The organism is Thermomonas sp. (assembly GCF_019104945.1).
In the GTDB taxonomy this organism is placed as follows: domain Bacteria; phylum Pseudomonadota; class Gammaproteobacteria; order Xanthomonadales; family Xanthomonadaceae; genus Thermomonas.
Genome location: NZ_JAHRWW010000033.1, coordinates 82,446 through 103,460, shown reverse-complemented (window position 1 = coordinate 103,460; position 21,015 = coordinate 82,446). Strand labels below are relative to the sequence as shown.

General features: G+C 59.0%; 22 protein-coding genes. 16 read left to right on the top strand and 6 right to left on the bottom strand.

Annotation, left to right across the window (positions count from 1 at the left end; genetic code table 11):
* Positions 1–15 precede the first annotated feature (15 nt).
* Both KUL77_RS08610 and KUL77_RS08605 read left to right on the top strand, forming a co-directional pair.
* Positions 16–783: a sulfurtransferase gene (locus tag KUL77_RS08610; protein ID WP_297145778.1), complete on the top strand. Its 768-nt coding sequence runs from the start codon at positions 16–18 to the stop codon at positions 781–783.
* Positions 780–935: a hypothetical protein gene (locus KUL77_RS08605; protein ID WP_297145775.1), complete on the top strand. Its 156-nt coding sequence runs from the start codon at positions 780–782 to the stop codon at positions 933–935. Before KUL77_RS08610 ends, KUL77_RS08605 begins: the two co-directional genes overlap by 4 nt.
* Positions 936–945: 10 nt before the next feature.
* On the opposite strand, the gene KUL77_RS08600 is transcribed toward KUL77_RS08605, so the two are convergent.
* The 3 genes from KUL77_RS08600 to KUL77_RS08590 all read right to left on the bottom strand — a co-directional run bounded on the left by KUL77_RS08600 (position 946) and on the right by KUL77_RS08590 (position 4,772).
* A complete protein-coding gene (locus KUL77_RS08600) occupies positions 946–2,136 on the bottom strand; it encodes an NAD(P)/FAD-dependent oxidoreductase (RefSeq protein WP_297145773.1) in 1,191 nt (396 codons plus the stop codon).
* Positions 2,133–2,888 (bottom strand): gamma-glutamyl-gamma-aminobutyrate hydrolase family protein, encoded by a 756-nt coding sequence (locus KUL77_RS08595; RefSeq protein WP_297145770.1) that lies wholly within the window; start codon positions 2,886–2,888, stop codon positions 2,133–2,135. The genes KUL77_RS08600 and KUL77_RS08595 overlap by 4 nt, the downstream gene beginning before the upstream one ends.
* 69 nt (positions 2,889–2,957) lie before the next feature.
* Positions 2,958–4,772 (bottom strand): DEAD/DEAH box helicase, encoded by a 1,815-nt coding sequence (locus KUL77_RS08590; RefSeq protein WP_297145767.1) that lies wholly within the window; start codon positions 4,770–4,772, stop codon positions 2,958–2,960.
* A 283-nt stretch (positions 4,773–5,055) separates the two neighbouring features.
* Between KUL77_RS08590 and KUL77_RS08585 the strand changes: the two genes are divergently transcribed.
* Genes KUL77_RS08585 through nuoN form a run of 14 tightly spaced genes read left to right on the top strand, consistent with a single transcriptional unit; the run spans position 5,056 to position 19,788 of the window.
* The gene (locus KUL77_RS08585; protein WP_297145765.1) at positions 5,056–5,412 is read left to right on the top strand and encodes an NADH-quinone oxidoreductase subunit A; all 357 of its coding nucleotides are present in this window, start codon (positions 5,056–5,058) and stop codon (positions 5,410–5,412) included.
* Positions 5,409–5,999: an NADH-quinone oxidoreductase subunit B gene (locus KUL77_RS08580; protein ID WP_297145762.1), complete on the top strand. Its 591-nt coding sequence runs from the start codon at positions 5,409–5,411 to the stop codon at positions 5,997–5,999. The genes KUL77_RS08585 and KUL77_RS08580 overlap by 4 nt, the downstream gene beginning before the upstream one ends.
* Entirely contained in the window at positions 5,996–6,760 is a 765-nt protein-coding gene (locus KUL77_RS08575; RefSeq protein WP_297145759.1) for an NADH-quinone oxidoreductase subunit C, read from the top strand. Before KUL77_RS08580 ends, KUL77_RS08575 begins: the two co-directional genes overlap by 4 nt.
* Positions 6,757–8,067: an NADH-quinone oxidoreductase subunit D gene (locus KUL77_RS08570; protein WP_297145757.1), complete on the top strand. Its 1,311-nt coding sequence runs from the start codon at positions 6,757–6,759 to the stop codon at positions 8,065–8,067. The genes KUL77_RS08575 and KUL77_RS08570 overlap by 4 nt, the downstream gene beginning before the upstream one ends.
* Positions 8,064–8,591, top strand: coding sequence for an NADH-quinone oxidoreductase subunit NuoE (nuoE, locus tag KUL77_RS08565; protein WP_297145754.1), 528 nt, complete (start codon positions 8,064–8,066; stop codon positions 8,589–8,591). Before KUL77_RS08570 ends, nuoE begins: the two co-directional genes overlap by 4 nt.
* Positions 8,591–9,958: an NADH-quinone oxidoreductase subunit NuoF gene (gene nuoF, locus KUL77_RS08560; protein WP_297145751.1), complete on the top strand. Its 1,368-nt coding sequence runs from the start codon at positions 8,591–8,593 to the stop codon at positions 9,956–9,958. The genes nuoE and nuoF overlap by 1 nt, the downstream gene beginning before the upstream one ends.
* Complete coding sequence (gene nuoG / locus KUL77_RS08555; RefSeq protein ID WP_297145748.1) at positions 9,955–12,183, top strand: NADH-quinone oxidoreductase subunit NuoG; 2,229 nt, start codon at positions 9,955–9,957, stop codon at positions 12,181–12,183. The genes nuoF and nuoG overlap by 4 nt, the downstream gene beginning before the upstream one ends.
* Before the next feature lie 20 nt (positions 12,184–12,203).
* Entirely contained in the window at positions 12,204–13,295 is a 1,092-nt protein-coding gene (nuoH, locus tag KUL77_RS08550) for an NADH-quinone oxidoreductase subunit NuoH (RefSeq protein WP_297145808.1), read from the top strand.
* A complete protein-coding gene (gene nuoI / locus KUL77_RS08545) occupies positions 13,292–13,783 on the top strand; it encodes an NADH-quinone oxidoreductase subunit NuoI (protein WP_297145745.1) in 492 nt (163 codons plus the stop codon). Before nuoH ends, nuoI begins: the two co-directional genes overlap by 4 nt.
* A gap of 13 nt (positions 13,784–13,796) precedes the next feature.
* Positions 13,797–14,441, top strand: coding sequence for an NADH-quinone oxidoreductase subunit J (locus tag KUL77_RS08540; RefSeq protein WP_297145742.1), 645 nt, complete (start codon positions 13,797–13,799; stop codon positions 14,439–14,441).
* Positions 14,438–14,761, top strand: a complete 324-nt coding sequence (nuoK, locus tag KUL77_RS08535) for an NADH-quinone oxidoreductase subunit NuoK (RefSeq protein WP_297145739.1) — start codon at positions 14,438–14,440, stop codon at positions 14,759–14,761. Before KUL77_RS08540 ends, nuoK begins: the two co-directional genes overlap by 4 nt.
* A gap of 3 nt (positions 14,762–14,764) precedes the next feature.
* Positions 14,765–16,777, top strand: coding sequence for an NADH-quinone oxidoreductase subunit L (gene nuoL, locus KUL77_RS08530; protein ID WP_297145736.1), 2,013 nt, complete (start codon positions 14,765–14,767; stop codon positions 16,775–16,777).
* 31 nt (positions 16,778–16,808) lie between these two features.
* Positions 16,809–18,320 carry an NADH-quinone oxidoreductase subunit M gene (locus KUL77_RS08525; RefSeq protein ID WP_297145734.1) on the top strand — a complete coding sequence of 504 codons (1,512 nt, stop codon included), beginning with the start codon at positions 16,809–16,811 and terminating at the stop codon, positions 18,318–18,320.
* 4 nt (positions 18,321–18,324) lie between these two features.
* Positions 18,325–19,788 (top strand): NADH-quinone oxidoreductase subunit NuoN, encoded by a 1,464-nt coding sequence (nuoN, locus tag KUL77_RS08520; protein WP_297145732.1) that lies wholly within the window; start codon positions 18,325–18,327, stop codon positions 19,786–19,788.
* A 76-nt stretch (positions 19,789–19,864) separates the two neighbouring features.
* On the opposite strand, the gene KUL77_RS08515 is transcribed toward nuoN, so the two are convergent.
* From KUL77_RS08515 to KUL77_RS08505, 3 genes are all read right to left on the bottom strand, one after another.
* Entirely contained in the window at positions 19,865–20,152 is a 288-nt protein-coding gene (locus KUL77_RS08515) for a DUF6522 family protein (protein ID WP_297145729.1), read from the bottom strand.
* A 73-nt stretch (positions 20,153–20,225) separates the two neighbouring features.
* Positions 20,226–20,663 (bottom strand): c-type cytochrome, encoded by a 438-nt coding sequence (locus KUL77_RS08510; RefSeq protein ID WP_297145727.1) that lies wholly within the window; start codon positions 20,661–20,663, stop codon positions 20,226–20,228.
* Positions 20,664–20,671: 8 nt separating this feature from the next.
* A complete protein-coding gene (locus KUL77_RS08505) occupies positions 20,672–20,965 on the bottom strand; it encodes a cytochrome c (protein WP_297145806.1) in 294 nt (97 codons plus the stop codon).
* Between the last annotated feature and the right edge of the window lie 50 nt (positions 20,966–21,015).

Here is a 21,015-nt window from a genome sequence, read left to right as displayed (position 1 = left end):
GACTACAATAGGCGGATGATTCTGAATATTGCTGCTTATTTATTTGTTGAGATCGCCGATGTGGATGCACTGGCGCTGACCTTGCGTGAGCGTGCGGAAGCGGCTGCACTGCGCGGCACGATCTTGGTGACGCCCGAAGGCTTGAATCTTTTTTTGGCCAGTGTTGAAGACCCGCTGCGCGATTTCTTGCAGTGGTTGCGCAACGATTCGCGTTTTGAAGCGCTGCATATTAAGGAAAGCTGGAGCGAACGCGTTCCGTTTGCGCGCTTAAAAGTGAAGCGTAAGAAAGAAATTATTACCTTTCGCCGCGACCAATCATCGCCGCTGGAACTGGGCAAACGCGCACCCGTGGTGGCTCCGCGTACCTTGGCGCGCTGGCTGCAGCAGGGCCACGACGATGCCGGTAAACGCGTAGTGATGCTCGATACACGCAACCAGCAGGAAGTAGCTTACGGCACCTTCCAAGGTGCGTTGACGTTACCAATTGATAAGTTTACCGATCTACCTGCGGCGCTGGAGCCGCATCGCGAGTCGCTCAAAGACGCCACAATCGTGAGCTTCTGCACCGGCGGCGTGCGCTGTGAAAAAGCCGCACTGTGGCTGCAGCGCGATGGCTGGAGCAATATGCTGCAGCTTGATGACGGCATCTTGGGTTATTTCGAACAAGTAGGTGGGCTTGGCTACGACGGTGGCTGCTTCGTGTTCGACGAGCGCATTTCCTTAGACCCGCAGCTGCTACCCTTGGTGGACGGCTCCGCTACTCAGCAGGATGCACACGCGTGAATTGGATCGCCATTGTTCTCATTGTGATCGGCGTGTGGTTGGCATTGAAGGTGGCGGGTGCGTTCTTAAAGCTCTTGCTTTGGGCCGCAGCCGCAGTCGCGCTCTGGTGGTGGCTGCACCCGTATTTGGGCGTGCCATTTTTGCCGTTTTGATGCGGGCGTCTTAAGCGGCCAGTGCGTTGCCCGCCGCGTGCCCGCTAGCCCACGCCCATTGGAAGTTGTAGCCGCCCAGCCAGCCGGTAACGTCCACAACTTCACCGATAAAATAAAGATTGGGCACGCGTTTTGACATCATCGTGCTGGACGAGAGTTCTTGCGTGTCCACGCCGCCCAGCGTGACCTCGGCAGTGCGATAGCCTTCGGTGCCGCTGGCGATCAACGGCCAGCGTTCCAGTAATGCGGCGATATCAGCCAGTTCGCGCGGCGTGTATTGGCGCAGTGGCTTGTTATTGAGCCAATGCTCGCAAAGGCGCTGTGCGAAGCGTTTGGGCAGCACCTCGCTGAGCAGTGTTTTGAGTTCGCTATCGCGGCGCGTGCTTTGCCAATGGTGCAGCAGGCTGGGAATGTCTTGCCCCGGCAAAAGATTGAGCTGCAATTCATCGCCCGGCTGCCAAAACGAGCTAATTTGCAAGATCGCGGGCCCGCTGATGCCACGGTGGGTGACCAGCATAAAATTGCGAAATGCTTTGCCGTTGCTGCGCGCTTCTACAGGCAGAGAAACACCTGCTAAGTCGTGCAGGCGCTGTGCATGCGTGCCGGACAGCGTAAGCGGCACAAGCCCTGCGCGCGTTGGCAGTACGGTGTGGCCAAATTGTTTCGCCGTAAGGTAACCAAACCCAGAAGCACCCATGCTGGGAATGGAAAGACCGCCGCAGGCGATCACGAGTTTTGCGCTGGTAAATGTCCCTTGTGTGGTGCGAAGTTGAAACAGTCCTGCATCGGTATGCGTGATCTGTTCGATACTGCACTGCAGCCGGATCTGCGCGTGTACGGCGGCGCACTCATCCAACAGCATTTTCAAAATAAGCTTGGACGACTCATTGCAAAATAGCTGGCCCAGTTCTTTTTCGTGATACGCAATGCCGTGCTGTTCTACAAGCTCAATGAAGTGCCACGGCGTGTAGCGGGCGAGGGCGGATTTGCAAAAATGCGGATTGGCTGAAAGATAGTTGGCAGGCGCTGCGCCGGTATTGGTGAAATTGCAGCGGCCACCGCCCGACATCAATATTTTTTTCCCAGGCTTATTGGCGTGGTCAAGCACCAATACGCGCAAACCAAGCAGCCCCGCACTGCGGGCGCACATCAGCCCTGCAGCACCGGCACCAATGACGATGGCGTCAAACGTCTGGTTCACACCCACTCACGTGAGGGTAGGGTAAAGCGCCGTTGCGGGCGGCCAACGAGGTCTAAGAAATTATTGAACACACCATCTGCCTGCGCCTGCATGCCCGCGATATGGCGCTGGGTATCGGCACGAATGCGCGCTTCGTCTTGCGTCCCGGCAAGTTCTGCCAGTGCGGCGCAGTAGGCAGGGTTAGCAAGCCAGCGTTCGATCAGCGGTTGATTCATTTCAAGATGAAATTGGAAGCCGTAGGCATTATCGCCCCAACGGAATGCTTGCTGCTCGCAAGTATCGCTGCGCGCAAGGTGGGTGGCGGTTTCCGGCACTTCAAAATGGCAGCCATGCCACTGGAAGATAGACGCGCTTTCACCTAGAGGCGAGAGCACCGCATCGTTGCGCCCTGCTTCAGTGGCGTAAACGGGATACCAGCCGATTTCCGGCGTGTGCTGGCGTTTCACTGGTGCACCCAAGGCGTGCGCAAGCAGCTGCGCGCCAAGGCAAATGCCCAATACCGGGCGGTTTAATTCAAGCATGCGGTCAATGGCCGCAAGCTCGGTGCGCAAATGCGGGCGCTGCGCTTGGTCTTCAACATTCATCGGGCCACCCAGCACGATCAGCCCTTTGTAGGCATCGATATCGGGCTGCGCGTCGGGGTTGCGTTCAAAATTGACAAAACGAATGCGGTGCCCGCGTGCGCGAATCAGCGGATCAAGCGTGCCAAGTGGCTCTGCAGCAACGTGTTGGAAGACAAGAATGCGAGACATATCGCCACTATGCCAAAGGCTTAGCGGGGCGGCTAATGGCCGCCCACTATAACGGCATGACGGGTTGAATCAGCGCGGGCCGCGTGGCTTGAAACCGCCGGGCTTGCGCGGGCCTCCGGGTTTGAAACCGCCCGGCTTACGCGGGCCAGCGTTCTCACCAAAGCTGCGTTTGCGCTTGGGTGCATCTTGGTCTTCATCGGTGGCGATGCGCATGTTCAGTGGCTTACTGGCCACGCGCACTTTTTTCATGTGTGCCAACAATTCGTGCGGCATGCCTTCGGGCAGATCCACCAAGGTGTAATCGTCGCGAATATCAATGCGGCCAATGTAGCGCGCCTCTAAATCGGCTTCGTTGGCAATTGCGCCCACGATATTGCCCGGCTGCACGCCGTGCTGGTAACCCACGTCAATGCGATAGGTTTGCATGCCCGCTTCCGGCGCACCGTGCTCACGCGGGGCGTGTTCGCGCGGTTCGCGCTTGGGACGTTCGCCGCGTTCAGCACGTTCGCCACGCGGCTTGTCATCGCGCAGTTCAAATGCCTTCTCGGGTTTGGCGGGCTTGGGCAGCAGCAAGGGCGTCTTGCCCTGCACCAGCTTGGCCAGCGCAGCGGCGATTTCTACTGCAGGTACGTTCTTTTCTTGCTCGTAGCGTTCAACCAAATCACGGAAAATGGTGAGGTCTTCGCCCGCCAGTACGTCGTCGATTTTGCCGAGGAACTTCGCCACGCGGCGTTCATTCACCGCATCCACGGTGGGCAGGTTCATCTGTTCGATGGTCTGGCGGGTGGCGCGTTCAATTGCACGCAGCATGCCGCGTTCACGCGGAGCTACAAACAAAATCGCCTCACCACTACGCCCGGCGCGGCCAGTACGACCAATGCGGTGCACATAGCTTTCGGTGTCGTAGGGAATGTCGTAGTTCAGCACATGGCTGATGCGTTCCACATCCAGCCCGCGCGCGGCTACGTCGGTGGCCACTAGCACATCGATATGCCCGTCTTTGAGGCGCTGAATGGTGCGCTCGCGGGTCTTTTGCTCCACGTCACCATTGATCGCGGCTGCACTAAAGCCGCGCGCAGCGAGCTTTTCTGCCAGCTCATCGGTGGCGAGTTTGGTGCGCGCAAAAATAATCATGGCGTCGAACGGCTCGGCTTCCATGATGCGGGTGAGTGCGTCGAGCTTGTTAATGCCGCTGACCATCCAGAACCGCTGGCGAATGCTGGACGCAGTGGTGGTTTGCGATTTGATCGCCACTTCCACCGGCGTGCGCAGATGCGCTTGCGCGATGCGCTTGATCGGCGCGGGCATGGTGGCCGAGAACAGCGCTACTTGGCGCGTCTCTGGCGTGCTTTTCAGCACTTTTTCCACGTCATCAATAAAGCCCATGCGCAGCATTTCGTCGGCTTCGTCCAGCACCAACATGCTTAGCTCAGACAGATCCAGCGTGCCGCGCTCTAAATGGTCGATCACGCGGCCCGGTGTGCCCACCACCACGTGCACGCCGCGACGCAGCGCCTGCAGCTGCGGGCCGTAGCCCTGGCCGCCGTAGATCGGCAAAATTTGGAAGCCGGGAATGTGCTTGGCGTAGGTTTGGAACGCCTCGGCTACTTGGATCGCCAGCTCGCGTGTGGGCGCCAGCACTAGAACCTGCGGCTTGCCCGCTTGCGGCTGTAGCTTGGCCAGCGCGGGCAGGGCGAATGCGGCGGTTTTACCCGTGCCAGTTTGCGCCTGGCCCAGCACATCACGGCCTTCTAGCAGCGGCGGGATGGTGGCGGCCTGAATTGGGCTGGGGTTTTCATAACCCACTTCGCGCAGCGCAACGAGTAGATTCTCGGGCAGGCCAAGTTCAGTAAATAAGGGAAGGGTGGGAGTGTCGGCGCTCATGCAGCCTCGTGGCGTTGTCGCCGAAAAGTAATGGGCGAATAGTTTACGCTGCAATCTGTAGTGCTGTTGTTCCAGAACATGAATGGGCGATGGTGAAGACGTTCTATTTGTTCCGGGTGATTTTGAAAAATCGCTCTTCTTGATGCGAACGATTCTCAAAGCGGCATAAAGTAGCGGTAAAGATGTGAAATTCACGTTGATCTTCACGCTGAAGGTCTGGCCCTTCACCCGCTTGGGCGGGTAGAATGCGCGGCTGTTATGTACAAGAACGAGCGAGGCACGCGTGCTGGCTGAATATTTGCCCACTCTGCTGTTTCTGATTGTTGCTACAGGGATCGGCATCGCGCTGATCATCATTGGCAATGTGCTTGGCCCCAAGCGTCCGAGTGCTGAAAAGCTCTCGCCGTACGAATGCGGATTCGATGCTTTCGAAAACGCGCGTATGCCGTTTGATGTGCGCTATTACTTGGTCGCAATTTTATTCATCGTCTTCGACCTTGAAATTGCCTTCGTGTTCCCGTGGGCCGTGGTCTTTCGCGAACTTGGCCTGTTTGGGTTGATCGAGATGGGCGTGTTCTTGGGCCTGCTGGTGATCGGCTTCGTCTACGTCTGGAAGCGCGGCGCGCTGGAGTGGGAATGAGCAATATCGTTCAAAACGTATTGGATGCAGCCAGTAATCCGCTGCCGGAAGGTCGGCTGGATGACATTCTGCGTCCCGATGGGGATAACCCGCTGCTGCAAAACGGCTATGTGACCACCAGCCTTGACGCGCTGTGGAACTGGGCGCGTACCGGCTCGATGTGGCCGATGACCTTCGGCTTGGCCTGCTGTGCGGTGGAAATGATGCACGCCGGTGCGGCGCGTCTTGACCTTGACCGCTACGGTGTGGTGTTTCGCCCCTCGCCGCGTCAGTCCGACGTGATGATCGTGGCCGGCACCTTGGTCAACAAGATGGCTCCGGCGCTGCGCAAGGTCTATGACCAGATGCCCGACCCTAAGTGGGTGATTTCGATGGGTAGCTGCGCCAATGGCGGCGGTTACTATCACTATTCCTACTCGGTGGTGCGCGGCTGTGATCGCGTGGTGCCGGTGGATGTGTACGTGCCGGGTTGCCCGCCCACCGCCGAAGCGCTGGTGTATGGCATTTTGCAGTTGCAGAAGAAAATCAAGCGGCTTGAGCAGAACCCGTTCTCGTCCACGCCCAAGCCAGAAGGGGCGCGCGCATGAGTACGCGAGCCTTGATCGAACAGCTAACGGCACGCTTTGGCGAAGCCGCTGTGCTGGTGGCCGAGCCGCGTATGGAAGTGACGCTGGAAGTGGCCCCGGCCGAATGGCTGGCCACCTGTAAAACCCTGCGCGATGAATTTGGGTTTGAAACCTTTATCGACCTATGCGGTATCGACTATCTCGGCTACGGCAGCGACGAATGGGATACCGTGGGTGTGTCTTCGCAAGGCTTCTCGCGTGGCGTGGAAGGCCAGGGTATGGGCCGCTTCAGCTTTGGTGAAGCGCCCAGCCACCAGACCGAAGAGCCCGCATCTTCGGCGCCGGACGTGCGCGAGCACAAACGCTTTGCGGTGAACCTGCACCTGCTGTCGATTGCCCGCAATCTGCGCCTGCGCGTGCGCTGCTTCGCGCCGGAAGACGGCTTGCCGCTGGTGCCTTCGGTGACGGGGTTGTGGATTGGTGCCGACTGGTTCGAGCGCGAAGCGTTCGATCTCTACGGCATTATTTTTGATGGTCACCCGGACCTGCGCCGCATCCTGACCGACTACGGCTTTGTGGGGCATCCGTTCCGCAAAGACTTCCCGTTGATCGGTAACGTGGAAGTGCGCTACGACGAGGAGAAAAAACGCGTGGTGTATGAACCCGTGACCAGCGTGGTGCCGCGCGTGGGCGTGGCCCGTGTGATTCGCGATAACGCCAGCCTAGCCACGGCCGAGGCCGAACGCACCAATCGTATCTTGCAGCGGGAGACGCGCCGATGAACGCGCATGTCGAACCCAGCGGGCAGGCGTTTGCCAGTAGTGCGGCCGAGTCGCTGCAAGAAATTCGCAACTACACCATGAACTTCGGCCCGCAGCACCCGGCCGCGCACGGCGTGTTGCGTCTAATTTTGGAAATGGACGGCGAAACCGTGCGCCGCTGCGACCCGCATATCGGGCTGCTGCATCGCGGTACCGAAAAGCTGGCCGAGTCCAAGCCCTTTAACCAGTCGATCCCGTACATGGATCGTCTGGATTACGTCTCCATGATGTGCAACGAACACGCCTATGTGCGCGCCATCGAAACCCTGATGGGGATCGAAGTGCCGGAGCGCGGGCAGTGGATTCGCACCATGTACGACGAAATCACCCGCATCTTGAACCACCTGATGTGGCTGGGCTCTAACGGCCTCGACTTGGGTGCGATGGCGGTGTTTCTGTACGCCTTCCGCGAACGTGAAGAGCTGATGGACTGCTACGAAGCCGTATCCGGCGCGCGTATGCACGCCGCGTACTACCGCCCCGGTGGTGTGTACCGTGATCTTCCCGACCATATGCCCAAGTACAAAGAATCGCCTTGGCATAAGGGTGCGAAGCTCAAGCGCTTCAACGAATGGCGCGAAGGCTCGCTGCTGGACTACTTGGAGCATTTCACACAAGAGTTCCCGAACCGGATGGATGAGTACGAAACCCTGCTCACCGAGAACCGTATTTGGAAGCAGCGTACCGTTGGCATTGGCGTGGTAACGCCGGAGCAGGCCAAAGCATGGGGCATGAGTGGCCCAATGCTGCGCGGCTCGGGTATTGAATGGGATCTGCGCAAGAAGCAGCCCTATGCCAAGTACGCCGAAGTGGATTTCGATATTCCGGTGGGTGTGAACGGCGACTGCTACGACCGCTACCTAGTGCGTATGGCCGAAATGCGCCAGTCCAACCACATTATTCAGCAGTGCGTGAAGTGGCTGAAGGCCAACCCCGGCCCGGTGATCACCAATAACTACAAGGTGGCACCGCCGTCGCGCAAAGAAATGAAGCACAGCATGGAAGCGCTGATTCACCACTTCAAACTGTTCTCAGAAGGCTACTGCGTGCCAGAAGGTGAAACCTACTGCGCGGTGGAAGCCCCGAAGGGTGAATTTGGCTGCTACTTGGCGTCCGACGGTGCCAATAAGCCGTTCCGCGTGCACCTACGCGCGCCGGGCTTTGCGCATTTGTCGTCAATGGATGAAATCACGAAGGGGCACATGCTCTCCGACGTGGTAGCGATGATCGGTACCTACGACATCGTGTTTGGTGAGGTGGATCGATGAAAGCAACAGGTAATTTTGAGGCGTGCCGCAACGTAGATCCGATGGTGGTACTGTCGGATGCAACGCGCGCGCATATCGACCACTGGCTGACCAAGTTCCCGGCCGACCGCAAGCGTTCTGCCGTGCTGCAAGGGCTGTACGCCGCGCAAGAGCAAAACGTCGGTTTCTTAACCGATGAGCTCATGGCGGCGGTAGCGAAATATCTCGATATTCCGCCGGTATGGGCCTACGAGGTTGCCACCTTCTACTCGATGTTTGAGACCAAGCCGGTGGGGCGTAATAACGTTGCCTTCTGCACCAATATCAGCTGCTGGCTCAATGGCGGGAATGATCTTGTCGCGCATGCGGAGAAGAAGCTCGGTATCAAGCTGGGCGAGTCCACCGAAGATGGGCGCGTTTACCTCAAGTGTGAGGAAGAATGCGTGGCCGCTTGCTGCGGCGCCCCGGTGGTTGTGATCAATGGGCATTACCACGAAAAGCTCACCCCTGAAAAAGTGGACGAGCTGCTGGATGGATTGAAGTAATGGCTGGACATTCTCACTACTCAGAAGGCTACGGCCCCGTCGGTCCTGCACCGAAGGAACACCAAGCCGTGTACACCACGCTGCATTTTGATAAGCCGTGGTCGTATGAAAACTACCTCAAGACCGGCGGCTACCAGGCGCTACGCAAGGTGCTGACGGAAAAAATTCCGGGCCCCGATATCATCGAGATGATCAAGGCCTCGGGCCTGCGTGGTCGCGGTGGTGCAGGCTTCCCCACCGGGCTGAAGTGGAGCTTCATGCCCAAGCACGATGGTGAAAAATACATCCTGTGCAACTCGGACGAATCCGAGCCGGGTACCTGCAAAGACCGTGACATCCTGCGCTACAACCCGCATGCGGTGTTGGAAGGCCTCGCCATTGCCTGCTACGCCACCAATACCAAGGTGGCCTACAACTACATGCGCGGCGAGTTCCACCACGAGCCGTTCGAGCATATCGAAGAAGCATTGGCGGAAGCCTATAAGCACGGCTGGCTGGGTAAAAACGTGCTTGGTAGCGGCGTGGATATTGATATCTACAACGCACTCGGCGCGGGCGCCTACATTTGCGGTGAAGAAACTGCGTTGATGGAATCGCTGGAAGGCAAGAAAGGCCAGCCGCGCTTCAAGCCGCCGTTCCCAGCCAACTTCGGCCTGTACGGCAAGCCCACCACCATCAACAACACCGAAACCTATGCCTCTGTGCCTGCCATCGTGCGCAACGGCGCCGAGTGGTTCTTGAATTTAGGCAAGCCGAACAACGGCGGTTGCAAGATTTTCTCGGTGTCGGGTCATGTGGCCAATCCGGGTAATCATGAAATCCGCTTGGGCACCCCGTTCTCCGAGCTACTAGAGCTGTGCGGCGGCGTACGCAAAGGCCATAAGATCAAGGCCGTGATCCCCGGTGGTTCGTCGATGCCGGTGCTGCCGGGTGACATCATGATGGGCCTGACCATGGACTACGACGCCATTCAGAAGGCTGGTTCCGGTCTTGGTTCTGGTGCCGTTGTGGTGATGGACGAAACCACCTGCATGGTGCGCGCCTGTCAGCGCATCAGCCGCTTCTACAAAAATGAAAGCTGCGGCCAGTGCACGCCGTGCCGCGAAGGCACCGGCTGGATGAATCGCATGCTCAACCGTATCGCCAATTTGGAGGCCGATATGGATGACCTGCACATGCTCAAAGCCGCGGCAGGGCAGATCGAAGGCCACACCATTTGCGCCTTCGGTGAAGCGGCCGCGTGGCCGGTGCAGGGTTTCCTTCGCCATTACTGGCATGAATTTGAATATGCCATCGTGAACAAGCGGTTTTACGTCGATGACGAACGCGCGGGCACGCTGGTCAAGGCTGAGAAGGTGGTGGCGTGAGCGCACAACCCGTAAATCCGAACCTACCGCCCGACCACGTCACCATCTTTGTGGATGGTAAGGAACTGGCGGTTCCAAAAGGTTCCATGATCATTCAAGCGACAGATAAAGCAGGCATCCCGGTGCCGCGCTTCTGTTACCACGAAAAATTGCCGATCGCGGCCAACTGCCGCATGTGCTTGGTGGATACCGAAGTGGGCGGCCGCGCCGCGCCGAAGCCGTCGCCTGCCTGCGCTACGCCGGTGATGGACGGCATGAAGGTGTTTACGCGTAACGATAAGGCCCTCAAGGCCCAACGTAACGTAATGGAGTTCTTGCTGATCAACCACCCGCTGGACTGCCCTGTCTGTGACCAAGGCGGCGAGTGCGAACTGCAGGATCTGTCGCTGGGCTATGGCCGTTCGGTCAACCGCTTTGTAGAGCGCAAGCGCTCTGTGGCCGATGAAGATCTCGGCCCGCTGGTGGCCAGCGAAATGACCCGCTGCATTCACTGCACGCGCTGCATCCGCGTCACCGCTGAAATTGCTGGCACCTACGAGCTGGGCGGCATGTATCGCGGTGAAGACCTGCAGATCGGTACCTACGATGGCAAGCCGCTGACCACCGAACTTTCGGGTAACGTCATCGACGTTTGCCCGGTGGGCGCGCTCACCAACAAGGTGTATCGCTTCAAGGCGCGTCCGTGGGAACTCACCGCGCGTCCGTCGCTGGGTTATCACGATGCTCTCGGCAGCAACTTGTTCCATCATTCGCGCCGTGGCGAAGTGCTGCGCAGCGTACCGCGTGATAATGAAGCGGTGAACGAGTGCTGGCTGTCCGATCGCGACCGCTACGCCCACGAAGGCCTGTATGCCGAAGACCGCGCCAGTGTGCCGCTGATCCGCGACGGCGATAGCTTCCGTGAAGCTTCGCTGGAAGAGGCGCTGGACATGGCGGCCAAGATTCTTTCAGAACATCGTGGCGACAGCTTGGGCGTGCTGGTGCATCCGGCTACGTCAAACGAAGAGGGCGCGCTGCTGGCGCGTCTGGCCGACGGTTTAGGCAGTGGCAATATCGATCACCGCATCAGCCAGTTGGATCTTTCCGACGGGGCCGTTGCCGAAGTCTTCGGAATGCCGGTGGCCGAGATCGAAAAAGCCGACACCATTGTGATCGTAGGCTCGAACATCCGTCACGAAGTGCCGCTACTGCATCAGCGCATTCGTAAGGCGTTCAAGAAAGGTGCCAAGATTCACGTCGTCAACCCGGTCGATTTTGAATTCACCTTCACCATCACCGGCAAGCATATTGTGGCGCCATCGCAGATCGCGGCGGAGCTGGCCAAGGTGCAGCTTGATGGCGCGGCGAATGTCGCTGTGATCGTGGGCGCCGTGGCTGAAAACGGCCCGCATGCGGCGCAGATCCGTAAGGCGGCGGCCGAGTTCGCAGCGGCCAACAACGCCAAATTGTGCCGCGTGCCGCAAGGTGCCAATGCGCTGGGCCTCACCCGCTTGGGTGTGTTGCCCACCGCGCGCGATGCACAAACCATGTTGGCGCAGCCGCGTTCGGCCTATGTGCTGTATGGCATTGAGCCCGGTCTGGATTTTGCTAATCAGCAGGCGGCAATGAAGGCGCTGAGCGGTGCGAAAGTGATCGCGTTCAGCCAGTTCGCCTGCCAGTCCACGCGTGATGTGGCCGACGTCATTCTACCCATTGGCGCGCTGCCAGAAATTGAAGCCACGCTAACCAATCTTGATGGCGTGGAACAGCAGACCGCCGCAGCGGGCAAGCTGCCGGGTGCGGCGCATTCGGGCTGGCGCTTCCTGCGCGCTTTGGGCGGTGAGCTCAAGCTTGCGGGCTTTGAGTTCACCGACTTGGCGGGCCTGCGTGCGGGCCTCAAGTCCAAGCCGGTGCAGGTGGCGAAGGGGAGTGCGGTTACGGCCTCCAATAGTGGTCTGGAACTGGCTGTATCGCAGGCGATCTATCGCGTGGATTCGATCATTCGCCGCTGCGCCGCACTGCAAGCCCATCCGCTAACCGTTGGTCCACGCGCCGTGCTGAACCCCGCTGATGCAAACGGCATCACCGACGGCAGCATGGTGAAATTCAGCACCGCTGCGGGCAACGCCACGCTGCAGGTGTCGGTGGACGCCAAGGTGGCGGCTGGTACCGTATGGATTGAATCTGGCTACGGCGCTACCGCGCCGCTAGTGGCCGCTACTAAGGTTGAGGTTGCGCGCGCATGATGACTGTCGCCAATCCCGTAATGCAGTACGCCATCGACCCGCTGCGCGAGGCATTGCTTTCGTTCGGTGCCACCGGCTTGCTGGTGTGGATCGTGCTGAAGATCCTCGCCATCGCCGTGCCGGTAATTTTGGCCGTGGCCTTCTATGTGGTCTGGGAACGTAAGTTCATCGGCTGGATGCACGTTCGCCACGGGCCGATGTATGTGGGCTGGGGCATCCTGCAGGCCTTCGCCGACGTGTTCAAACTGCTGTTCAAAGAAGTGGTGCAGCCCACCGTGGCGCATCCGGTGCTATATCGCTTAGCGCCGATGCTGTCGCTGGTGCCAGCGTTCGCCGCCTGGGCGGTGGTGCCGTTTGATTCCAAAGTGGTGTTGTCAAATGCCAATGCAGGTTTGTTATACCTGCTGGCGATGACCGGCCTTGGTATCTATGGCGTGATCATCGCGGGCTGGGCCTCCAACTCGAAGTATGCGTTCCTAGGTGCCATGCGCGCCTCGGCGCAGATGATCAGCTACGAAATCGCCATGGGCTTCTCGCTGGTGGGTGTATTGATCGCCGCCGGTAGCCTGAATATCTCTGACATTGTGATGGCGCAGGCGGGTAAGGGCGGCTTCTTGAACTGGTTCTTCCTGCCGCTGCTGCCGTTGTTTGTGATCTACTTCGTGTCGGGTGTGGCTGAAACCAACCGTCTGCCATTCGACGTGGTGGAAGGTGAGTCGGAAATCGTCGCCGGTCACATGGTGGAATACTCTGGCTCGCAGTTCGCGCTGTTCTTCTTGGCCGAATACGCCAACATGATTCTGGTCAGCATCCTAACCGCCACGTTCTTCCTTGGCGGCTGGCTCTCCCCCATTCCTGCAGCCCTGATCCCGGATATTCCGCTGGTTTCTACCGTGCTGGGTGATGGTTGGTGGTGGCTGTTTGCCAAGATGTTCTTCTTCGCCACCTGCTTCCTGTGGCTGCGCGCAACATTCCCGCGCTACCGCTATGACCAGATCATGCGCTTGGGTTGGAAGGTGTTCATTCCAATTACCCTCGCTTGGATTTTTGTCACCGCGCTGATGGTCTATTTCGGCATCATTGGTGGCGGTGAAATGGGAGCTGCGGCATGAGTAAGGTAGTGTCTTACTTCAAGAGCCTGCTGCTGCTGGAAATGCTCAGCGGCATGTGGTTGACCTTGAAGTATCTATTCCGTCCCAAGTACACGCTGATGTACCCGATGGAAAAAACCCCGATGTCGCCGCGCTTCCGTGGCCTGCATGCACTGCGTCGCTATGAAAATGGTGAAGAGCGCTGCATCGCCTGCAAACTGTGCGAAGCGGTGTGCCCGGCGCTGGCGATCACCATTGAAGCCGAACCGCGTGAAGACGACGGTAGCCGCCGTACCACGCGCTATGAGATCGACCTATTCAAGTGCATTTTCTGCGGTTTCTGCGAAGAGTCTTGCCCCACCGACTCCATCGTGGAAACGCATATTCACGAGTATCACTTCGATCAGCGCGGTCAGAACATTATGACCAAGCCCAAACTGCTCGCGATCGGCGACCGCCTAGAGGCGGAAATTGCCGAGCGTCGCGCAGCCGATGCCCCTTATCGTTGAGGCACGACACTGCATGGACTTCGATTTTCAAACTTTAGCCTTTCTCGCCTTTGCCGCCGTCGCGGCGGGGGCTGGTTTGGCCGCCATCAGCGCCCGCAACCCGGTGCACGCCGTGCTGTATCTGGTGCTGACGTTCTTCTCCGTGGCCTGCACCTGGATTCTGGGGAATGTGGAATTCCTCGGCCTCACCTTGGTGCTGGTGTATGTGGGCGCGGTGATGGTGCTGTTCCTGTTCGTGGTGATGATGCTCGACATGGATAAAGTGCCGATGCGTCAGGGCTTCGTGCGCTATCTGCCGGTGGGCCTCATTGTGGCGGCAGTGATGCTGGTGCAAATGCTGGTACTGATCGGTGTGCGCGCCGCAGCGCAAGCACCGCTGGCCGACAACGCCGCTGCCGGTGGCGAGGCACCCAATACCATTTGGTTGGCGCGTGCACTGTTCACCGATTTTATGCTGCCGTTTGAAACCGCCGCCGTGATTTTGACCGTGGCCGTGGTGGCCGCCGTGATGCTGACTCTGCGCCGTCGCCCGGGTGCCAAGCACCAGAACCCGGCTGAGCAGGTGCGTGCCAAGCCCGCCGAGCGTGTGCGTTTGGTGAAGATGCAAGCCGAAGTGCCGGTGGTTGAAGCACCCAAGGCCGAGGAGGGAACCCCGTGAATACACTTTTAACCGGCCTATCCTTGGGCCACTACCTCACGCTGGGCGCGGTGCTGTTTTGCATCAGCGTGGCGGGGCTCTTTTTGAACCGTAAGAACGTCATCATGCTCTTGGTGTCGCTAGAGCTGATGCTGCTGTCGGTGAACATCAACTTCGTAGCGTTCTCGCGTTCGCTGGGGGATGCCGCTGGGCAAGTGTTCGTGTTCTTCATCCTCACCGTGGCCGCTGCGGAAGCAGCGATCGGTTTGGCGATCTTGGTGACCCTGTTCCGCAACCGTCGCACGATTGACGTTGCCGACATCGACATGTTGAAGGGCTGACGCATGGCCATCTCGAAAACCCATTTGATTTTAGTGGTGCTGCTGCCGTTGATCGGCAGCCTGATTGCGGGCCTGTTCGGCAAGAAGATTGGCCGCACCGCCTCGCATTCGGTCACGATTTTGGGCGTGGCTGCCAGCAGTGCACTGTCGATGTATGTGCTGTGGCAGTTGATGCAGGGCGCGGCCGTGTTCAACGAGAATCTGTATAACTGGCTGACGGCTGGTAGCATCTCGGTGGACGTAGGCTTCATGGTGGATAAGCTCACCGCGATGATGATGGTCGTGGTGACCTTCGTTTCGCTGCTGGTGCATATCTACACCATTGGCTACATGGCCGATGACGACGGCTACACCCGCTTCTTCAGCTACATCTCGCTATTCACCTTCAGTATGCTGATGCTGGTGATGAGCAATAACTTCATGCAGTTGTTCTTCGGCTGGGAAGCCGTGGGCCTTGTGTCCTACTTGCTGATCGGGTTTTGGTACAAGAAACCGACGGCGGTGTTTGCCAACCTGAAAGCGTTTATGGTCAACCGCGTGGGTGACTTCGGCTTCCTGCTCGGTATCGCCGGTGTGCTGTATTGGGTCGGCACGCTGGATTACGTCACCGCGTTTGCCAATACCGATGCCATCAAAAATGCCACTGTAGAAATTTTGCCGGGGCATGTTTGGTCGATCCCGACGGTGATCTGCATCTGCCTGTTCATCGGTGCGATGGGCAAATCGGCGCAGGTGCCGCTGCACGTCTGGCTGCCGGACTCGATGGAAGGCCCAACCCCCATTTCGGCACTGATCCACGCCGCAACCATGGTCACCGCCGGTATCTTCATGGTGGCGCGTATGTCGCCGCTGTTTGAACTGTCAACCACGGCGCTGTCGTTCGTGCTGTTTATCGGTGCAACGGGTGCGTTCTGGACCGGCTTGATCGGCATGGTGCAAAACGACATCAAGCGCGTGGTGGCGTATTCCACGCTGTCGCAGCTGGGCTATATGACCGTGGCGCTGGGCGTGTCGGCCTATTCGGCGGCGGTGTATCACCTGATGACCCACGCCTTCTTCAAGGCGCTGCTGTTCCTTGGCGCGGGTTCGGTCATCATCGGCATGCACCACGAGCAAGACATGTTCAAGATGGGCGGCCTGCGTAAGTACATGCCGATCACCCACATCACCATGTGGCTGGGTACGCTGGCGCTGGTGGCGATGCCGTTCTTCTCGGGCTACTACTCGAAAGACACGATTATTGTTGCCGCCGAGTTGCATGCGCACGCCAACCCCGGCGACATGATTGCCCAGTACGGCATGTGGGCGGTGATTCTGGGGACCTTCGTCACCAGCTTCTACAGCTTCCGCCTGCTGTATCTGACCTTCTTCGGCGAAGAGCGTTTCCGCCATGCACAGGCCGATCATGGCCATGCGCATGACGATCATGGCCATGGTGCGCATGAGCCGCACGAGTCGCCGTGGGTGGTCACCGTGCCGTTGGTGCTGCTGGGCATTGCTTCGGTGGTCATTGGGTACTTCACCGCAGGCCCGATGCTGTTTGGCGACTTCTTCACCGGTTCGATCCACGTGCTGCAAGAAAACAACGTGGTGGCCAAGATCGCAGAAGAGTTCCATGGTCCGGTGGCGTTCGCGCTGCATGGCTTCATGACTCTGCCGTTCTGGCTGGCCTTCCTTGGTTTTGCCACGGCAACGCTGCTCTACATCATCAAGCCAGAGCTGCGGACGGGCGTGGTACGTGCGCTGGCAGCGCCGATCAAGGTGCTGCAGCGTAAGTTCTACATGGACGATCTGTGGATCGGCGGGCTGGCGGGTGGCAGCTTGAAGTTAGGGCAGGGCTCTAACCTGATCGACAGCCGTGTGATTGACGGTGCCGTGAATGGCAGCGTGAGTTTGACCGGCATGGTGGCGGCGATGGCGCGTAAGGTGCAATCGGGTTATCTCTACCACTATGCATTCGCAATGATCCTTGGCCTCATCGCGCTGTTGGCGATGGCTAACCACTACTGGCAGTAAGCCGGAACCACTATTGGATGGAACTGCAAGCGTGACCCACTGGCCCCTGCTTAGTCTTTTAATCTGGCTGCCGATTCTCGGCGGTGTGTTCTCACTCATGGCGGGCAACAAGCGGCCCGAGCTAGCCCGTTGGGTATCGCTCGCGTTCGCCCTGTTGACCTTGGCGCTCTGCGTCCCGCTGTTCACTGGTTTCCAGATGGACACGGCGGCGATGCAGTTTGTTGAACAGCGCGACTGGATCCCGGCCTACAACATTCAGTACCACCTCGGCGTGGACGGTCTTTCGGTGCCCCTGATTGCACTGACCGCGCTGGTAGGCGTACTGGTGCTGATTGGCGCCTGGGGCTCGGTACAAAAGCGCGTGTCGCAGTACTTCGCCAGCTTGATGATCCTAGAAGGCGTAATGATCGGTGCGTTTGCCGCGCTCGACTCAATCCTCTTCTACGTCTTCTTCGAAGCGATGCTGATTCCGATGTTTATTCTCATCGGTGTCTGGGGCGGCCCGCGCCGCATCTACGCCGCGCTGAAGTTCTTCATCTATACCTTCCTCGGTTCGGTGTTCATGCTGGTTGGCCTGATCTACCTGTACCTGAAGGGCGGTAGCTGGCAGATCGCCGACATGGCCGCGCTGCCGCTGACCATGACCGAGCAAACTTGGCTGTTCTTTGCCTTCTTCGGTGCGTTTGCGATCAAGGTGCCGATGTTCCCGGTGCACACTTGGCTGCCCGACGCGCACGTGGAAGCGCCCACCGGTGGTTCGGTGGTGCTGGCGGCGATTATGCTGAAGATCGGTGGCTACGGCTTCCTGCGTTTCACCTTGCCGATCGTGCCGGACGCGGGCCACGAATTCGCGTGGTTGATGATTGCCTTCAGCCTGATTGCCATCATCTATGTAGGCATGGTGGCGCTGGTGCAGCCGGATATGAAGAAGCTGATTGCTTATTCGTCTGTTGCACATATGGGCTTTGTGATCCTCGGTATCTTTATCGGTTTCTCGCTGGTGCGCGATCAGGGCTTGGTGGATACCGCGCGTTTCGGTATTCAGGGCGCGATGGTGCAGATGGTCAGCCACGGCTTTATCTCGGGTGCGATGTTCTCCTGCGTGGGCGTTCTGTACGACCGCATGCACACCCGCATGATTAAAGACTACGGCGGTGTGGCCAAGGTGATGCCGTGGTTTGCGATGTTCTGGGTGCTATTTGCGATGGCCAACTGCGGTCTGCCAGGTACCAGCGGCTTTGTGGGTGAGTTTGTGGTGATCCTCGCCAGCTTCCAGCAGAACCCGCTGGTAGGCCTTGGCGCAGCGCTAACCCTGATCATCGGTGCGGGCTACTCGCTGTGGCTTACCAAGCGCATCATTTGGGGCGACGTGGGCAATGCACACGTGGCTGAAATGAAGGACATCAACCTGCGTGAATGGATCGTGTTGGGCGTGTTTGCTGTATTCACTCTGGCCTTGGGTGTGTATCCCAAGCCGCTGACCGACCTGATGGAACCTTCCATCGCGCAATTGGCGAGCCAGCTCGCCGCGACCAAGCTGTGAGGACATGACGACGATGCAAGCAACTCTCGCCATGCCGGCGGCCACCGAACTGCTGCCGCTGATTCCCGAACTGGTACTTGTGGGTGCCGCGTTCGCCATTTTGATGTTGGATCTGTTCCTAAAGGACAGCCAGAAGGCGATCACCCACACGCTGTCTGTGTTTTCACTGTTGGCTGTCGCCGCGCTGATCTTGGCCGGTGTAGGCAGTGGCGAACAAACCGCCGTGCTGAACGGCATGTTTGTGCGCGACACCATGGCCGATGTGCTGAAGGTGTCGGTGTGCGTAATCTCCGCCGTCGCCCTGCTGTTTGTATGGCCGTATTTCCGCGATCGCGGGTTGTATAAGGGCGAAATCTCGGTGCTGGTGATGTTTGCCGCACTGGGCATGATGCTGCTGACCTCGGCCGGTAGCCTGATCATGATCTACCTCGGTCTTGAATTGCTGGCGCTGAGTTCCTACGCTCTGGTGGCGGTGGACCGCGACAGCCCACTGGCCTCGGAAGCGGCGATGAAGTACTTCGTGCTGGGCGCGCTGGCATCGGGCCTGCTGCTGTACGGCATGTCGCTGGTTTATGGCGCAACCGGTAGCCTAGACCTTGCGACCATTCGCGATACCGCGAGCAGCGTGGCGCAGCCGATGCTGCTGCTGACGGGCGTGGTGTTCATGATTGCTGGCGTCTCCTTCAAGTTTGGTCTGGCCCCGTTCCATATGTGGCTGCCCGACGTGTACCACGGTGCGCCAACCCCGATCACGCTGTTCATTGGTTCGGCTCCGAAGCTGGCTGCGTTTGCCATGGTGGTGCGTCTGCTTGGCGTGGGCGCTGCCCCCTTGGCCGAACAGTGGCAACCGCTGCTGGCGGTGCTGGCTGCGTTGTCGTTGATCGTGGGTAATGTCGTGGCGCTGATGCAGACCAACCTCAAGCGCATGCTGGCGTATTCCACCATCTCGCACGTGGGCTTCACCTTCCTCGGCTTTGCCGGTGGTGGCCCTGAAGGTTACGCCGCTGCGATGTTCTATGCGATCAGCTACGCGCTGATGGCCACCGCCGCGTTTGGTGCCATCGTGTTGCTGGCGCGTCGTGGTTTTGAAGCCGATATGATCGAAGACTTCAAGGGCTTGAATGCGCGTGACCCGTGGAGCGCCGGTATGGTGCTGTGCGTGATGGCGTCGCTGTGCGGTATTCCGCCGTTCCTCGGCTTCTGGGCCAAGCTCGCGGTGCTGCGCGCTGCCATCGACGGCGGCCTGCTGTGGCTGGCCATCGTCGGCATTATTTGCGCGGTGATCGGTGCGTTCTACTACCTGCGCGTCATGAAGGTGATGTACTTCGACGAGCCAGTGGGTGAGCCTGTGCTGCCGCGCGATGATGCCACCTTGAAGCTGGTATTTGGCGTCAATGCCTTGGCCCTGCTGGTGCTGGGGGGGGCATGGAGCCCGCTGATGGCGTGGTGCCAGAGCGCGTTTGCCTAAGTTTTAGGCGCAGGAATAAAGAGCGGGGCGCGAATTTCGCGCCCCGTTTTGTTTGGGAGGGTTGGCAGATGAGGCGTTAAGACGCGCTGCGCTTACCTTTCTCGCGCGTGCTGGCCTCGATCTCGCCAATAGGCTTGCCGGTTTTATCGACCACGATGCGTGCGCGCTTGTTTTCATAATAAAACGAGGCGCGGTACAGGCCTTCATCTTCTTCCGTGCCGCGTTCGCACAGCTGGTCGATCTTGCGCTGTTCGAGCAGCGTAAAGAAGGTGTCTTGGTCTAGACCCAAGGCTGTCGCAATCGGCCCGCCTTCGATTTCAATTTCGAACTTGGGGTTGAGGTCAATGGCAATACTTCTGCCCATGGCTGCACTCGCACCTAAACGGGTATTTTCCGGTATCGGTGCTTAAGATGCCACAACGCGACGAGCGTGACGCTTACGGCGCGCCCTGTAGATCGCGCAGCTGGCTGGGTGCTGTGGCGAAATAGGCGGCAAGGTCGGCGATTTGCTGGTCACTGAGGCCCTTGGCTTGAATGGCCATCACGTCGGCCGTAGCGCCTGCGCGGGTGCCGCCACGGTAGGCAAGCAGCGCGTGCGCCACGTAGTCGGCGTATTGCCCGCCGATTTTCGGGTACATCCCATCAATCGGCTTGTTGCCATCCGCGCCGTGGCAGGAGGCGCAGGCGGCAACCGTCTTGCTGCCTTTATTGGCAAGCTCGCGGCCAGCGGCTGCGTTGCCTTTGGGAAGGCCGTTGGAGGGAACATCTGTGGTGGAAGCATCGGCGGCCGCGTGTTCGCCACTGGCGTTGCCGCCACAGGCAGAGAGGGACAGCGCGCAGGCGAGGGCGAGCAGAGTCATGGTGATCTTGGTCATGGCGCGGCTCACTTCAGGCTGGATAGGTAGGCGGCGATATCAGCGATATCTTGCTCGGAGAAGCTCTCCGCTTGGGCCTGCATGGTGGGGTGCTTGCGCTTACCGGTACGGTATTCTGAAAGCGCGTTGTGCAGATAGGTTTCTGACTGCCCGCCAATTTTGGGGACGTGGTAGCTCGGGTAGGCGTTTTTGTAGCCGGTGAGCCCGTGGCAGCCACGGCAGGTGTAGGTGAGCCCTTTGCCTCGTGTCGCGTCTCCGGTCTTAGGGGCCGGGGTTTGTGCGTAGGCGGTGGATGCCAACATAAGCAGGCTTGCAGCAAGCAACAGCGGTCTCGTCATCTGACTGTCCCGTG

What these genes read in the sequence shown, in the direction of transcription:
- KUL77_RS08505 (WP_297145806.1), bottom strand. Translation starts at nt 20,965, where the DNA reads ATGTTGGCATCCACCGCCTACGCACAAACCCCGGCCCCTAAGACCGGA.
- nuoN (WP_297145732.1), top strand. Translation starts at nt 18,325, where the DNA reads ATGACGACGATGCAAGCAACTCTCGCCATGCCGGCGGCCACCGAACTG.
- KUL77_RS08610 (WP_297145778.1), top strand. Translation starts at nt 16, where the DNA reads ATGATTCTGAATATTGCTGCTTATTTATTTGTTGAGATCGCCGATGTG.
- nuoH (WP_297145808.1), top strand. Translation starts at nt 12,204, where the DNA reads ATGCAGTACGCCATCGACCCGCTGCGCGAGGCATTGCTTTCGTTCGGT.
- nuoF (WP_297145751.1), top strand. Translation starts at nt 8,591, where the DNA reads ATGGCTGGACATTCTCACTACTCAGAAGGCTACGGCCCCGTCGGTCCT.
- KUL77_RS08570 (WP_297145757.1), top strand. Translation starts at nt 6,757, where the DNA reads ATGAACGCGCATGTCGAACCCAGCGGGCAGGCGTTTGCCAGTAGTGCG.
- KUL77_RS08540 (WP_297145742.1), top strand. Translation starts at nt 13,797, where the DNA reads ATGGACTTCGATTTTCAAACTTTAGCCTTTCTCGCCTTTGCCGCCGTC.
- KUL77_RS08595 (WP_297145770.1), bottom strand. Translation starts at nt 2,888, where the DNA reads ATGTCTCGCATTCTTGTCTTCCAACACGTTGCTGCAGAGCCACTTGGC.
- KUL77_RS08515 (WP_297145729.1), bottom strand. Translation starts at nt 20,152, where the DNA reads ATGGGCAGAAGTATTGCCATTGACCTCAACCCCAAGTTCGAAATTGAA.
- nuoL (WP_297145736.1), top strand. Translation starts at nt 14,765, where the DNA reads ATGGCCATCTCGAAAACCCATTTGATTTTAGTGGTGCTGCTGCCGTTG.
- nuoI (WP_297145745.1), top strand. Translation starts at nt 13,292, where the DNA reads ATGAGTAAGGTAGTGTCTTACTTCAAGAGCCTGCTGCTGCTGGAAATG.
- KUL77_RS08575 (WP_297145759.1), top strand. Translation starts at nt 5,996, where the DNA reads ATGAGTACGCGAGCCTTGATCGAACAGCTAACGGCACGCTTTGGCGAA.
- KUL77_RS08510 (WP_297145727.1), bottom strand. Translation starts at nt 20,663, where the DNA reads ATGACCAAGATCACCATGACTCTGCTCGCCCTCGCCTGCGCGCTGTCC.
- KUL77_RS08590 (WP_297145767.1), bottom strand. Translation starts at nt 4,772, where the DNA reads ATGAGCGCCGACACTCCCACCCTTCCCTTATTTACTGAACTTGGCCTG.
- KUL77_RS08580 (WP_297145762.1), top strand. Translation starts at nt 5,409, where the DNA reads ATGAGCAATATCGTTCAAAACGTATTGGATGCAGCCAGTAATCCGCTG.
- nuoE (WP_297145754.1), top strand. Translation starts at nt 8,064, where the DNA reads ATGAAAGCAACAGGTAATTTTGAGGCGTGCCGCAACGTAGATCCGATG.